Source organism: Streptomyces sp. NPDC047043 (genome assembly GCF_040644055.1).
GTDB lineage: Bacteria > Actinomycetota > Actinomycetes > Streptomycetales > Streptomycetaceae > Streptomyces.
Genome location: NZ_JBEYVO010000047.1, coordinates 10,823 through 24,906 on the forward strand (window position 1 = coordinate 10,823; position 14,084 = coordinate 24,906).

Here is a 14,084-nt window from a genome sequence, read left to right on the forward strand (position 1 = left end):
CCGATCGTAGCGGAATGACCAGCAGCGTCCGCCCTGCCTTGCGGATTACTCCTCGGACTGCGGCAGCCGCAGCGTCACGGCGGCGATCCCGGCCGGACCACCAAAAGCGATCAAGGGGTGTCGGGCCGCCGGCATGCCGTAAAGCGGCGGGACACCGAGGGATGTCAGGGACGTGCCGGTGACCAGTCGCAGCACCTCTTCGCCCGTGCGGGCGTGGCACAGCCGCACGGTCGTGTCCTTGCGGCCGCTGCTGACGATCAGAGGGCGGGAACCCGACGGCTGCACGATGCCGAGAGCCGATACAGGTCCGTCGTGGCGGGACAGCAGCGTGTACGGCTGCTGCTCCGGTGCAGCAGGCGCCCACAGGTGTACGCGGCCATCGACTCCTCCAGCTGCCAGGAACCACTCGCCCTCGTCATCCCCTGGACAGACGGCCAAAGACTCCACGGGGCCGATATCTCCCGGCCACTGTTCATGCGGTGGTTGAAAGGGGCGACAGAGCGAAACGCCCTGATCCGAGCCGATGGCGAGAACAGCGCCTGATGGCAGAGGCAGGTACGCCAGTGCGCAGACGGGGCCGCTGTCGTGACGGTTGTGGAGCCAGCCCAGTACCTCGCCGTTCGTCGGATCGCAGTACGCGACTGATCCGCGGCTGGTTCCTACGGCCACCACAGTGCGTGTGCCGTCGGCGAATGCAGCGAATGCGGTCGCGTGCTCCTCATGCGAGGTCCAGGCGTTCATCAGCTGCCAGCCGCCGTTCCAGCAGCCGACCGACTTGTCGGGCAGCCCGACGAAGACCATGGCGGAACCGTCTGCCGCCGTGTGTGTGGCGAGGGCGGTCACCGGGCCGTCAACTCCGGTCTGCGGAAGGGGGAGCGCTTCTGTGGCCTCGCCAGTCGTGGCCGACCTCACGACAAGGTTCCGGTCGGGGCCGACCGAGACGAGTTCAGCGGAACCACGGCTTCCTGGAAGCACGGCAAGCAGTGTTCCATCGGCAGACTGGGCAGACGAGACCGTGCGGCCAGTTGATGCTTCGGGATTCCAGACACGGACGGTCCGGTCGAGCGAAGCGGAGACCAAAACGGAGACTCCGTCAGGGGCAGGCACAACGGTGAGCCCCGTTACGGCACTTGTGTGCTCGGTGGGAAACCGGCAGACCTCCTCACCGGTATCGGGATCCCACAGCTGTACGGCGCCGTCGCCGGTGCCAAGCGCGAGCAGGTCGTCCCCGCTCGGCTGGGGGTAGGGCGTCAGCGCGGACGCAGACCGCCTGATCGCGCTGTGCCGGCGTTCAGTGCCTGTCAGGGCGTCCCAGAATCTGACCGTCTTCGAAGATGCCGTTGCCGTGACCAGCAGGGGGCTTCCATCTCGCGTCTTCAGCAGGGCAAGCGCGGAGATCTGATCCTCCGGAAATGGCACTGCACACACCGGATAGAGAGAGACACCGTCCAAAATCTCGACGGTTCCCGCCCCGCCAACGGCCAGAAGCGCGCGGTCTCCAGAGAGGGCCACGGCGGCCAGCGCGTTCCCCTGACCCGCCGGGGCGCCTGCGTCCACATCGCTGGACACAACAGTCCCAGCACGCGGATCGCACAGGACAAGCCCGTCGGAGGTGCCGATGGCCAGCCGAACCACTCCCTCCCGGTCGCTTATGGCCACCATGTCGTGAACGGACGCGGTCAGGGGTAGTGGCGTGTGCTGGCCGCTCAGTGGATCACACGTCCATACTCCGCTGTCGCAGCCGACGGCCAGGAGGGGGTCTTGGCCTGGACGGGTGATCACGCTCAATGCCCGCGCGAACGGCCCATATCCCGGGATCGGTGGACCTACCGGAGCCACAGTGGACGGATCCCACACTCGCACGGCGCCGTCCGCACCCCCCGTGGCTGTCAGCGGTGTTCCGTCCCGCAGGGTGAAGGACACGAGGGAGCGGACGTCCGTGTCCTCCCGCGCCAGGACGTTGCCAGCCACCGTGAAGTCCTTCCATCTCGGCACGAGATGCCCGCCAACTAGGCTGCGCGTGCCGTCTGGGCTCGACGCAGTCTCAGCCTCCGGCCCCCACTCCGCGAAGTGCAGGCTTTCCGCACGTGCGAGAGGCGATGCGTCTGCAAGGAAGGGCTCGATCCCGGACCATGCGAATAGGCGCGTTGCGCCCTCGGCGTGTTCGGAAAGGAGTCCGAGTGCGCCCCGCACACTCCCGCTCGTCTCCCAGGGTAGGAACTTGGCAGTGATGATCTGGTCGTTCAGCACACCTCCGGCCGCCGCATGCTGGATTAGGTGGCGACGCAGATACGGGTGCGGCGGCACGGTTTTCGTCTCCTGCAGAGCGCTGAAGGCGCCCGCCAGTTGCCGATGAGCCGCCCTGACGCGTGCAGCCGACGCCTCAGACGTACTGGGTGGGGCGTCACCACCGAGAAGAACGCGTGGGTCCTCCCTCAGCACTTCACTGATGCGCTCGTGAATCGGCCGGTAGACGTACCTGTCGTCCTCGACTCCGGTCGTCAGGTACCCCTTGAGCCGACTCTCCCGTACACCTCGGATCACCGTATCGGGAGCGCTGACGTCGCCTTCTGTCAGTGCCCCCACCGCGCACGGCCACACTTCGGCCCACGGAAGGCCGGTGCCCTGGGCGAGCGCTGTGGCTCGCAGAACCTGTACGACATGCTCGGCGGGCAGACCTGTGTGGCGCCCTACCGCGGCAATGTCTTGCCGCAGAAGCTCTCGCGTCCCCTGGCGCAGGGTGCGCCGCCACTCCAAATCGTTCGGATCGGGCAGCTGGCCTCGGGCGTGAAGCGCCTCGACGGCGAGGCGGGTATCCAGGAAGGAGGGTGCCACTATCTGAGCTACTACCGCAGCAACCTCATGCAGGAGGCGGGGATCCGGGCACTGTGATGAGTCGGAACCGTCAAATAGCGCTCTGAGCAGCGTGCTCGCGTATGCCTCGATGTCCTCCGTGGTGCCGGTATCGGTGCGCAAGGGTTCGCTGGCGTCCGTAGAACGGATCAGCAGGTGCAGCAGATCCGACGCCTGGTCCGGTGACGGACGGAGCCCATCAAGCGTGGCCACCTGCGCACTGCGGATGCCCAGAAGCATCCGGACAGCGGGCCGCCCATCGTCCGTCCACTGGTCGGCCAGCCGGCGGATGAGGTTGGTGACGATCGATCGTGGATTCCTCGCCTCGTCGATGCCGTCGACGACGATCGTCAGAGGCCGGCCCTCTTCGCGAACAGTCGCCAGCACGTAGTCCAGCAACTGATCGAGGGGGGTGACCCCCCTGCCATCGGCGGGCGGTTCGTCCGCGAGGGCCGTGTACAGGGCGGCAGCCAGGTCATCGACGTCCATGTTCCGGCCGAGCACGGCAGCGTCGACGACTCCCTCCGGCACGAGGAGATCGCGTGGTACCGCCTCGATGACAGACCGGTACTTCTCGTCAGACCGGAACGCTGGGGTGCTGAGTGTGACAACGCTGGCGAGCAGTGCGGACTTGCCCGAGCCTGCTTCTCCTGTGACGACGAGACTGCCGCTTCCTTCCTTGAGGAACTCGGTCAGGCGTCGTACGTGGCTGGTCCGGCCTGTGAAATACCAGCCAAGATCATCATGAGAAGGGCGCCCGGAAGCCCGCGAAAGCCAGTATGAGTCGAGGTCGGGCCGGGGCTCGTAGCCTGGGTTAGGAAGGCACGGACTAGGCTGGGCGTGATCCTTGCGGCCCGGCAGCGTAGGTTTCGGCCACAGGAACTGCACTTCGGGTGCGATGCCCGATTCGTACAGTGCCGTCATCGCCGTGAAGAGCTCTTCAAAGCTCAGGTGAGAACGTGCAAACCCCGATTCTTGAGTTGCGAAGTGAGCGACAACGGATCCGAGGAAGCGTGTGAACTGTTCGGGATGGGGGGTCCCTGTTTCGTTGGCAGACGAGATAACAACAAGAGAGTTCAGCTGTTGTCGCGTGTCGCTGAGTGCTTGGCAGCGCCTCATGAGTTCTTCGCGGAGGACACCGGAGTAGCAGGAATCAACCATGACCAGAATATGGTCAGCATCGGAATCAAGGACCCTGGTGATCAGGTCGGCGGTCGGAAACGCCGTTGCTGGAAGACGGTGCGTGCGGGACTTCGGCAGAAGTAGAAAATGATCACCTGACGGCCTACTGACTCCATGGCCTGTGATGTATATGACGAGGGCCTCGTTGTGGGCAGCGTTCTCCGGTCGCTGCTCATCCAGAAATGCGCGCAGTTCGTAGACGTCCTGGAGTTGCTGGGGCGCAACAACGTTGAACCTGTGCTCTGTGCTGAGGTCTTTATGGGTCCACCAGCCCCGTACGGCGGCAACTTGGGCGTCGATAGCATTTTTGAAAACGGCGTCTCTGGAGGCGTCGCCTGTGTCGTAATCCGAGACAGCAATTTCGATCAATGTTCGTTTTTTTGTCTCTGGAACCGTGCTGCGGCTCACCGGCAGCCGTCCGCAATTGTCCGCGCAACCGGGCTGGTCCTGAGGTAGCGCAGCGCGCTGTGCGGGTCGCCGTTGCCGTTGTTGACTTGCGCATCGATGATTCCTGGCGAAAGAGTGCTCAGCCCCATGCCTCCGGTGATGAAGTCCCCGGGGTCGAAGACATTGACCCAGGCGGTACCGCCGGGCAGTTTCAAAGGTGCTCCGTCGGCGACGTCCAACCCACGCCTGACTGAGGGAATGCTCAAGGGGGATCCGCACGTCACGAGCGTTCGAACAGCTGCCGTTCGGTCCGGTGCGATCTCGCCCCGGCGAAGCAGGTCGTAGGCGATCACGCTTCCCAGTGAATGCCCGATGACGACGGAGGTACGAGCATCGAAGGCCTCGGCAACGAAGGAACGGACCCGAGCTGCGAGCTCGGGCTCGTAGAGGTACAACCGCACCTCACGCATCGCGCTCACAAGCAGCTTGCCCCCACCTCGGGGAAACCGCAGGTCGTACGCCATCACTAGGCGCGTCAGGTAAGGAGGCCAAAGCTGTGGCAGGCCAAGCGTCTGCAACTCCACCTGCTGGATACGGTCCAGGTCTTCCTGGCGGACAACTTCTTCCAGCGCGCCGGCTACAAAGTCGACTTCTCCCTGGCTCAGCGGTACCGAGGCATCGAAGCGGTCCTTCTCCGGACCTAGGTCGTTTGCTCCGCGCTGTAACAGCCCTGTCCAGTGCGGCAGCTCCAGCGCGTCGCTAGACAGGACCGGCATACCTAGCTCGCCAAGGCCATCATCGAGCGCCCCGGACCAGTCCTCCGTCAGTTGTCTTTTCGACGTCCCGGACTGTCGAATCCCATGTACCCCAACAATGCGCGTCATGTTCGTGTTTCCCCCGCCACCATGCCGTTCAGTACCGGCAACGAGGTTAGTGCGTCATCGAGTTCGTGCCCAATAGGATGGATGCCAGCGTGTACCTGCAGCACCTAAGAAGATCAAGTCGCCATCAGGCGGGGAGCACGGAGCTCGATGATGCTGCTCCTCGCACAGTAGAGACCTGGGCCCAGCTTGACTCAGCCCGCTTCCCGCACTAGCGGGGATGTCCCCCAGACTGGCTGCACCTTCAAGGACCGTTTCGTCTGCGCCCGGCACCCGCGGGGATGGTTCCACGGGTGGCAACGCCCGGTTCTATGGGATCGCCTGCTACCCGTACCTGCGGGGATGGTCCCGGCTGGAACCTGCGCACCGGCCCGTCCACCGGCTGCTCCCCGCGCCCGCGGGGATGGTCCAGAGATCCGGCTCATCGGTCAGGGTGCCGAGAACGCACCCCCGGGGATGCTCCCAACTACAAGGAGAGCGTCTGCGGAAAGTACCTCTGTTCCCCGCACCTGCGGGGATGGTCCCTACGTCGCCACCACCCTGGACGACCTCCACACCTGCTCCGTGCACCCGCGGGGATAGTCCCTACGCCGAGTGGCTGCGCGTCGGCACCGAAGGCTGCTCCACGCACCCGCGGGGATGGTCTCAAGGTCGGCTGGTGCCGGGCGTTCGTCGATGGCTGCTCCCCGCACCCGCGGGGACGGTCTCCACGGGTCAGCCGCCGTGTGGGAGTGCGTGTGCTGCTCCCCGCACCCCGGGGATGGCCCCAAGGACTGGCGCGCCCGGGTCCGAACTCAGCGCTGCTTCCCGCACCCGCGGGGATGGTCCCCATCCTACCTGCCACCATTAGTCCGGGGTGTACTGCTCCCCGCACCCCCGGGGATGGTCCCACCGGCCGCTTCGAGGTCCACTCGACCAAGTACTGGTCCTCGCACCCGCGGGGATGGTCCCCTCACCCAGGAATCCCTCGCCCACACCAGCGTCTGCTCCCCGCACCCGCGGGGATGGTCTCGACACGGGCAACACACCTGATCCCGTTTGGCGTTGCTCCCCGCACCTGCGGCAATGGTCCCGGGGCGGACCGCGTGAACTCGCCGCTGTTGGCCTGCTCCCTGTCCCGCGGGTATGGTCCCGAGCCGATCGGCGACTCGGCCGGCACCAAGTTCTGCTTGCGCACCCGCGGGGATGGTCCCGAGACGAGGTTGATCGGCCAGGGCGCCGGCAACTGCTCCCCGCACCCGCGGGGATGGTCCCAAACGCACCGGCGAATGGGAGCACCCTCCCGCCTGTTCCCCGCACCCGCGGGGATGGTCCCGACGACCCGCGCCAGCTGACCGGCGGCCGGTACTGCTCCCCGCACCCGCGGGGATGGTCCCTCGAGTCCGCCCGGGCGGAGTACGAGGCGCAGCTGCTTCCCGCGCCCGCGGGGATGGTCCCAACCCGCGCGGCGTGTTCCAGTTCCCCGACCTCTGCTCCCCGAACCCACGGGGCTGGTCCCTTCGTTCACGGAGTGGCCGAGATCGTGACGGTCTGCTCCCCGCACCCGCGGGGATGGTCCCGGCAGCAGGTTGAGGCCGCCGCAGATCTCCTGCTGCTCCCTGCACCCGCGGGGATGGTCCCGGGCTCAAAACCGCGGCGGGCGAGGGCAAGATCTGCTCCCCGCACCCGCGGGGAAGGTCCCGACACCCAGGCATGGGTGAACGCCGTCGCCGCCTGCTCCCCGCGCCCGCGGGGATGGTCCCACCGGGGCTGACGTTGATGGTCAACCCGGCCACTGCTCCCCGCGCCCGCGGGGATGGTCCCGAGGAGGAACGTGAGCAGAGCGAGGGGCTTCCCTGCTCCCCGCGCCCGCGGGGATGGTCCCGTGTGGCGTAGCTGTTACGCCTGCTTATTGATCTTGTTTGTGGCCTGCTGTTGCTCAGCTGTACTGAGCGGTATGCCTGTTGCGTGGGGAAGGCTTACGCGGGGCCGTGGTGTCGACGACGGGTGGTACGTGTGCTGAGCTGGGCGTTTATGGCTGCGCAGCGGGTTGAGTGTGGTGGCGGTTTTTGCGCAGAGTAGTTGGCGCGTCTATAGGTACGGGAGTTGTGGGCCTGTTCTGTCGGGGCTGGGCAGCGAGGGGTGTGGATTGGTTCAGCGGGTGGTCAGGCATTGCCAGAGGAGGTCGTGGTCGGCGGGTGTGAGGCGGGGGAGTTGGAGGCGGCCGGCGAGGTGGTGGAGGAAGGCGGTCTGCTGCGCGTGTGTCAGGGGGTGTGGGGGCAGGCGGTCGAGGGCTGCGGCGAGGGTGAGGGGTTCGGGGTAGGTGATCAGGTTCCGGCCGGGCCGTACTCCGGAAGTCGACGTCGACGAGGACCGGCGCGGCCTCTTCGTCCGCGTCTTTACGGCGAAAGCCCGCGCGGCGGCCGACGGGTCTACATGCTGCGCCGTAGCGCCTGACGCGACGGAGGGCCGTTGCCCGTCGGCTCCGGCCCTCCTATCCACTAGCCGCACTCACGCATCAGGCAGTGGATGCGTCTGGCGCGCGGGCTTCTCGGGCCTGCGGCTGCGCTCAGGGGACGGCGAAGGCGCCCCGCTCCCCACCGCCGTTGCGGCAAGGAGCGGGGCGCCGGTGTGTCACGGCTCGGCGACAAGCGGGTACCTGTAGGGCGCACATGCTTTACCGTGTCGGCACGTTCAACCCTGGGGGACCCATGCGCGCACGCGCAACCGCGGCCACGGCCGCCCTGCTTCTCGCCGCACTCACCGCATGCAGCGGCGGCAGCGATAAGAAACCCGACGCGGCTCCGAAGGCACTGGCTTCCACGTCGGCCAGCAGCAAGCCGTCCGCGCCGGCCACGCCGAAGGACACGCCGTTCGGGAAGCCAGCCCAGACAACAGGCGTGGCCGAGACAGGCGTTCTAGAGATCACGCCAACGAACATCGTGTACAGGAAGAAGGGCGGCGGGGAGACGTCGCAGTACGGCACGTTCGTCGTCGTCACCACAAGAGACAAGGCCGTGACAGCTGTCGCTGCGGACGAGGAGCCGCCCGCGAATGGCGGCGGCTGGAAGTGGCTCGCGCCGGACGGGCAGTCCATCAACGAGGGCAACGGCAACGCCTACAACGTGGTCATGGACCAGTACAACAACGCTGGGATGATCGAACCCGGCTCGTACCAGTTGCGCGCGAAGGTCTTCGACCTGACGGCGGCGCAGGCCAAAGGCGGCACCCTCGTCTACGTGGACGGCACTTATAACACGCACCGGTGGACGGCACCCACGAGTGACACAGGTCCTGATGTGGCCGAGGTGAAGAAGCAGCTGGAGTTCTGACACGACGAAGCGCCCCGCCGCCTGCGCAGGCAGGGGCGGGGCGTAGTCGTGCCACCTCAGAGTCCGAGGCAGGCGCTGAGGCCGACGTACAGGTCGACGACGAGGTGCAGCATGGGCGGTCACCTCCCTCCCGCACGAGTGGACTGGTGGGGGTCAGTCGGGCTCGTCGGCGGGCGGCAGGTCGGGTTCGAGGAACGGGCTGATTGGCTCTGACGTCGTTTAGCGCCCCTCAATATGGGGTGCTTGAGGGGTATGTGGCCGCGCACCGCCCCGGGCATGCCCCGGTCTCCCTGGTGCACAGACCGTGGACGGCGGAACACCCCGCGTCGGCGGGCGCGACGGGCAACTCCAGGTCTTCCAGCTCATGGGCCCGCTTGAACAGCTCCCGCTGGCCCAGGCCGGCTATCGCGCCGACACTTCCGATAGTCCCGGGGTGCGGGTGGCGCAGATCGTGGGCGATCGCGTGCGAGACGTCCTCCCCGGCCGTCCCGTCCCCGCGGGTGATCAGCTGTCTCAGGCGGCCGCCGGTGTAGCGGGCGGCGACCGCGAGCCCGTCCAGCTTCGGCTCGACACTGAACCGTTCGACCTCGTGGCCGATCCTCCGGACCAGCGAGGCGGTCCAGGCGGTGAACTCCTCCGGCGAGAACACGTTGTCCAGGCTCAGCATCGCCACCGTGTGCGGGACATCGCCCTGAACGGCGCCGCCGGCGACCTTCCCCGTCGGGGAGTCGGACAGCACCTGGTCGGGATGGTCGGCCTCCCACGCGGCGCTGCCACGCACCAGCCGGTCGTAGGCGTCGTCCTCCAGAGGCGAGGTGCCGCCCGCGTAGTAGGCGGCCGACGCCTTCACCGCGTCCTCGACCGCCTGCGCGTAGGCGGCGCCATCCACGATCACTGCAGCTGGTGTGGTCATGCCCGCACTCCTGCACGCCACCACTGACAACGCAACGGTGTGATTTTGCCCTCTTCGGGCTACTGGCTGCGGTGGTGTGTCTACGCCGGGCGTACGGACGCGGGCGCATCCGGGGAGTCACCCTGCGCAGTGAGGGGCCGGGCGCAGGCGAACCGGAAAGCGCCATTTCACACTCGGATTTTCGATAGAAGCGATGCTGGCAGCTCAACGATACCCGCGGCAAGTAGAAGTGGCATTCATCAATTGCGTCGCATACGTAGCAGGGGATCCACAGTGTCAACTAGCCTTCGCTCAAGCAAGTGCGTTTGATCCCGGAGGCGTCGGATGACCTCAAATCCGCAAGGAAGCCTGGCATCCATACCTAAATGGCTACGCTGGATTGCCCTTTGGGTCCTATGTGGCTACGTGGCACTGATGTTCATTGTAGTGGCGCATGCGAACGTCCGTAATTTCTTCGACGAAGATGCGAGCACGAAAAATCCATTCAGTTGGAAGACTGCACCCTGGCGCAGTGCCACACTCGACAAGAGCCACCCTCGGCGCGACTTCATGACCACGGTAGAAATTCGGCAAGATCATACACAGGTGGTCGCGACCGTAATCCACCAGTTAACACTTAAACCCAATGACCGACTGCTCAACCAATTTCGCGCGTCACCGGACGGATTTATCCTCAAGAAGGCACTCTCTTCCATCGTTGGCACCGTGATTACCTGGGTGGAGGGGCCCGAGGTTGAGGCTGATGGATGGACGCTCACCATTTCTCAAAAATCCCCAGATTCGAACGCCTTGATTACGGCGCGAGGTCACCTTTCCTGCGCACTGGCCAGATGTCATCCGATCACAGTGCAGGTGGAAATAGGACCACCATCCTGGGGAGAAGTTGATGCTTACAAGCTAGACGATAGGGGCTATACACCCGAGCGAACGACCCGGCGCGCTAAGGTCCTGCTAGAGAATTGGCCTGTGCAACGGGTCAGCGGAGCCAGCGCCTCAGCGCAGCACGTCAACACGGTTTCCCTACTGCTCGGCTCTCGCGCTGCTGATATCACCGGAATTATGACGGGGGCAGATAGCAAGCGCGTGATTGAGCGCTGGTATGACGGCCCAGGGCAGCCGGGAGATCCTCGAAACATCTCTCGTCGTGCATCGCTGGTCACGGTGTTCGCACTCTCGCTGAGCGTACTGACTGTAGCGCTCTCCATCCTAAATGCGGTACACCATCCGCCTAGCCTTCAACGGACGTTCCCCGACCAGGGGCAGCCGTGGTTCGCGATCGGAGTACTGATGCCATGCATCACTACCTTATTGCTAATGCTGGCAGGGCTGTCAATCCCTCATCTTTTCTTCCTATTTCTGCTAAGCGTGCTGATCGCGGGGGTTCCCTTTCTTGTGCTGCGCCATTCGGCTCGCCCGGCCGGCTCTGGCCGTGGGCGACGCTGGTTCTCTGTCGACTTTTTGATACCAAGCATTATATGGGTGGCATTGCTGGCGTCGATCCCGGGATACGGTTACTATTATGGACATCTGGATTCCCGCTTGAGTGTCCTGTGTGCCGTCCTGGTCCCTTCCCTGGCGGCTTGGCTCTTATGGCTTTACGCCCCTATACCGGCAGTCGGACGAGCGTGGGCATATCGCGCATCCGTGGCTGTTTATGCCTGTCTCTCCATTTTCTGCTTTGCGCTTGACGTGTGGACTTCATCAGGATTCAAGATCAGCCCTTACTTGCTACCCTTGATCGTAGGGCTAACGGCCTACTTTTACCTACGGCTTAGGCGCCGCAGCTCCGGGATTCCTCATGTATGGGCCAACGCCGCTGTCGTCAGCGCGACAATAATGGCCACCTGGAGAGCATACGAGTACGATGCGGGCATCTATTACACCGTTTTCGATGCTCCCAGCGGTCTCATGGCGGCTCTCTCTGGAACCCTGTGGCTGCCTGCGCTCATTCTTATGCTAGTTACTGATTCGCCGACCTTCAGGCGCAGCAGGCGCCGTCTCGTCGCTGCCGCAGGCGTATGCGTAGTGCTGTATCTTCCGGTGGTTGACCCTCATGGCGGGTACGGAAGATATTGGGATCTTGGCCCGGAATCTCTACATTTTGGATACGCTCTTGTCAGCACTGACGCCGCTGCCTGTGTCGCAATACTTGCCGCGACGCTACTTCTGCGGCATCGCGGACAGGATTCTCAGAGCGGTCCTGACCGGCGGATGATCCCAGTTGTGGCCAGCGTGTTGGTCTTAGCTGGCGAGCCGATTGTTGTGAGTTCCGCTGCGCCCTTCCGCTATCTTGCAGTTGTCGCTTTAGCCATCGCCATCAGCTTTACAGTGCTGTTGGCCCCTAAACGGCGGATGCAGAACTTGGATGAGCTCCTCATCAACTCCAATACTCATCTGATGCGGGTGCAGGATTTCGCCGAGCGGGAATTGATGAGCCGTGCACAGCAACGGCTCGCCAGAGACGCGGGCGCCACTATCGCTGGGAATGAGGGATCAGTCGAGGACTTCCGCACCAAGTGGCGCGCAATGAACACTCCGGTGTCGGGGGCATCGTCGGCCTCTGATCCGTTCTCGCACGAGCGAAGGGCGCTGGGCAGCAATGCTGGTTTGAGCCCATGGGCCCTGGGGCGAATGGCAGCGGTCTCCGCATTCGTCTTGAGTCTGCCGATGATCCTCTATGACCTGTGGGCAGTCCGCGGCTGGTTCGTCTCGCTCACCCTGGTGCAGATCCTGGATCTGCTGCGGCACTCTCTGCGCTGGGTTGGGTACGGGTTCGTGTACGGCCACTTCTACCCAATGATTCCTGGCCGTGCGCCCATGGCCAAGGCGGCAAGGCTACTCGCGGCAATCGCAGCACCAGAGGTACTGCTGGTGCTGTTCCCACAGTCAACAGGGGCCGGCAATCTCGGCATCGCCGTGCTCCTTCGGCTTGGTGAGTCAGTTGCCTTCTGCATGCTGCTGGGGCTGTGGTGGGAACGGAAGATCGCCGTTACAGCTCAGCTGCCTTGGGCAGCCATTCGCAATCTTCGCAGCGTCACAGCTCTCGGTGCGCCGGCAGCAGCCGTAACGGTCGCTGCAGTGACGACGCTCGCCACCGCCCTCGCGGGCGCCGCCACCGTGGCACTGCTGCACTCACCTACCGCCCAAGAGCCAGATCAATCCGGCTCCCCCACACCGTCCGTCTCAGAATCCCGGTAGAACGCCTACCAGAGGAGCAACCGGTGGAGCAAGTCCGGGTCTTTGCGTTCCAGGAGGCGGACCGGGATGTCGACTTCGGTGCCTTGGGTGATGCGGGTGAGGCGGGGGCTGGGTGGTGTGGAGACGACGGTGGGCGGTTCCACCGTGGTGAGCAGGGCGCAGGCCTGGCCAGATGCGCGGGGTGGGCACTGAGCCGGGCCAGGTCCTCGAGGACGGTGACGGTCTTGGGCCGGGGGTTGTGCTTGGTTGCGTGGGGAGGGGTGAGCAGTCGGCCGCGGCGTACGCACTCGTCGGCGGCCGCGTGCAGCTGCTCGGCCGCGATGTCCAGGAGGGCGGGGTTGTCGTGGACTCGTTGGGCGATGTGGTGGAGGCGGTGTCGGGCGGTCACGCTGGGCTTGGGCAGGCTGGCCATCTCCGGGGACCGGCGCGGGTTGCGGCCGTTCGGCCGTGGCGTCCTGGGCGCCACGGGTGAGGAAGTCGCCGGCCGAGTGGAGCATGCGGGCGGCGTGCCTCCACCTCGGCCTGGTCAGGAGGAGGTGCTGGACGGCGGTGTGCCGAGGGTGAGGTATTCAGGTGGCGAGGATGCGCCAGGGGGCGCCTTCGCCGAACTCTTGGGGCATGCCCAGCCCGGCGCGTTCGGAGATCTTCCCCCCGTCGTGCTGGGGGGCGGGGTGCGGCCGGTTGCTGGTGTCGATTGCGTGCGAGGGGCGCCTGTCGGCGGCCTGCGGCGTCGGTGGACCGGGCGGTGCCTGTCGCGGACTGGGTGTGTCCGCGATTTCGGCTGTTGAGGGCGTCGTGTGGGGCGCCGTGTCCGTGCTGGGGTGTGCAGAGTACGGGGAGCGGCGAGGGGGCGTCGTGTCGGGCTGGGCCGCCGTGTTCCGGTGGTGCGTTGGGCGGATAGCGGAGGCAACGGGGTTGGGGCTGGCTGCGGGTGGTGTGGTGGTGCGTGGTGTGGTTACTGCTCCTCCGTGGTGGGGTGTGTGTGGAGGGTGTGCCAGCGTCGTTCGAAGTCTGCGGTCAGTTTCTCGATGTGGTCGGGGGTGAGGGGTTTGTTGTATTGGGCGGTGATGTGGTGGGTGGCGCATTCCTGGGTGATGGCCTGGAGTGGCGGGTTGGGGTCGTGTTGGCGGTGTTGGGCCCAGATGGTGTAGATGCGGTAGGGGAGGAGGTAGCGGCGTAGGTGGGCGGGGCTGATCGGTGTTTGTCCGCGGCCGTGCTGGCCGTGGGCGGCGAGGTAGGCGGACAGTTGCTGCGCCGTGGGCTCGTTGCCGTTGTCGGCCTGGTACTGCATCCATGCGAGGTAGTAGCGGTGTGCGCCGTGAGGCGCTTCGTTGTATCCCCGACGCAGTCGGGAGGAAC

The 14,084-nt window shown here is 65.3% G+C and carries 5 protein-coding genes and 1 pseudogene; 2 read left to right on the forward strand and 4 right to left on the reverse strand.

Going from position 1 to position 14,084, the window contains the following annotated elements:
- Positions 1 to 45 precede the first annotated feature (45 nt).
- Together ABZ880_RS48365 and ABZ880_RS48370 are read right to left on the reverse strand one after the other, a co-directional pair.
- The gene (locus ABZ880_RS48365) at positions 46 to 4,443 is read right to left on the reverse strand and encodes an AAA family ATPase (RefSeq protein WP_361277440.1); all 4,398 of its coding nucleotides are present in this window, start codon (positions 4,441 to 4,443) and stop codon (positions 46 to 48) included.
- Positions 4,440 to 5,306 carry a hypothetical protein gene (locus tag ABZ880_RS48370; protein WP_361277441.1) on the reverse strand — a complete coding sequence of 289 codons (867 nt, stop codon included), beginning with the start codon at positions 5,304 to 5,306 and terminating at the stop codon, positions 4,440 to 4,442. The genes ABZ880_RS48365 and ABZ880_RS48370 overlap by 4 nt, the downstream gene beginning before the upstream one ends.
- A gap of 2,687 nt (positions 5,307 to 7,993) precedes the next feature.
- Between ABZ880_RS48370 and ABZ880_RS48375 the strand changes: the two genes are divergently transcribed.
- Positions 7,994 to 8,614 (forward strand): hypothetical protein, encoded by a 621-nt coding sequence (locus ABZ880_RS48375; RefSeq protein ID WP_361277442.1) that lies wholly within the window; start codon positions 7,994 to 7,996, stop codon positions 8,612 to 8,614.
- 457 nt (positions 8,615 to 9,071) lie between these two features.
- On the opposite strand, the pseudogene ABZ880_RS48380 reads toward ABZ880_RS48375, so the two are convergent.
- A pseudogene (locus ABZ880_RS48380) lies at positions 9,072 to 9,527 on the reverse strand (NAD-dependent DNA ligase LigA); the annotation flags it as partial.
- Positions 9,528 to 9,851: 324 nt separating this feature from the next.
- Here ABZ880_RS48380 and ABZ880_RS48385 point away from each other — a divergent pair.
- The gene (locus tag ABZ880_RS48385) at positions 9,852 to 12,725 is read left to right on the forward strand and encodes a hypothetical protein (RefSeq protein WP_361277443.1); all 2,874 of its coding nucleotides are present in this window, start codon (positions 9,852 to 9,854) and stop codon (positions 12,723 to 12,725) included.
- A 955-nt stretch (positions 12,726 to 13,680) separates the two neighbouring features.
- On the opposite strand, the gene ABZ880_RS48390 is transcribed toward ABZ880_RS48385, so the two are convergent.
- On the reverse strand, positions 13,681 to 14,016 hold the full coding sequence (locus ABZ880_RS48390; RefSeq protein WP_361277444.1) for a hypothetical protein: 336 nt from the start codon (positions 14,014 to 14,016) through the stop codon (positions 13,681 to 13,683).
- Positions 14,017 to 14,084 lie beyond the last annotated feature (68 nt).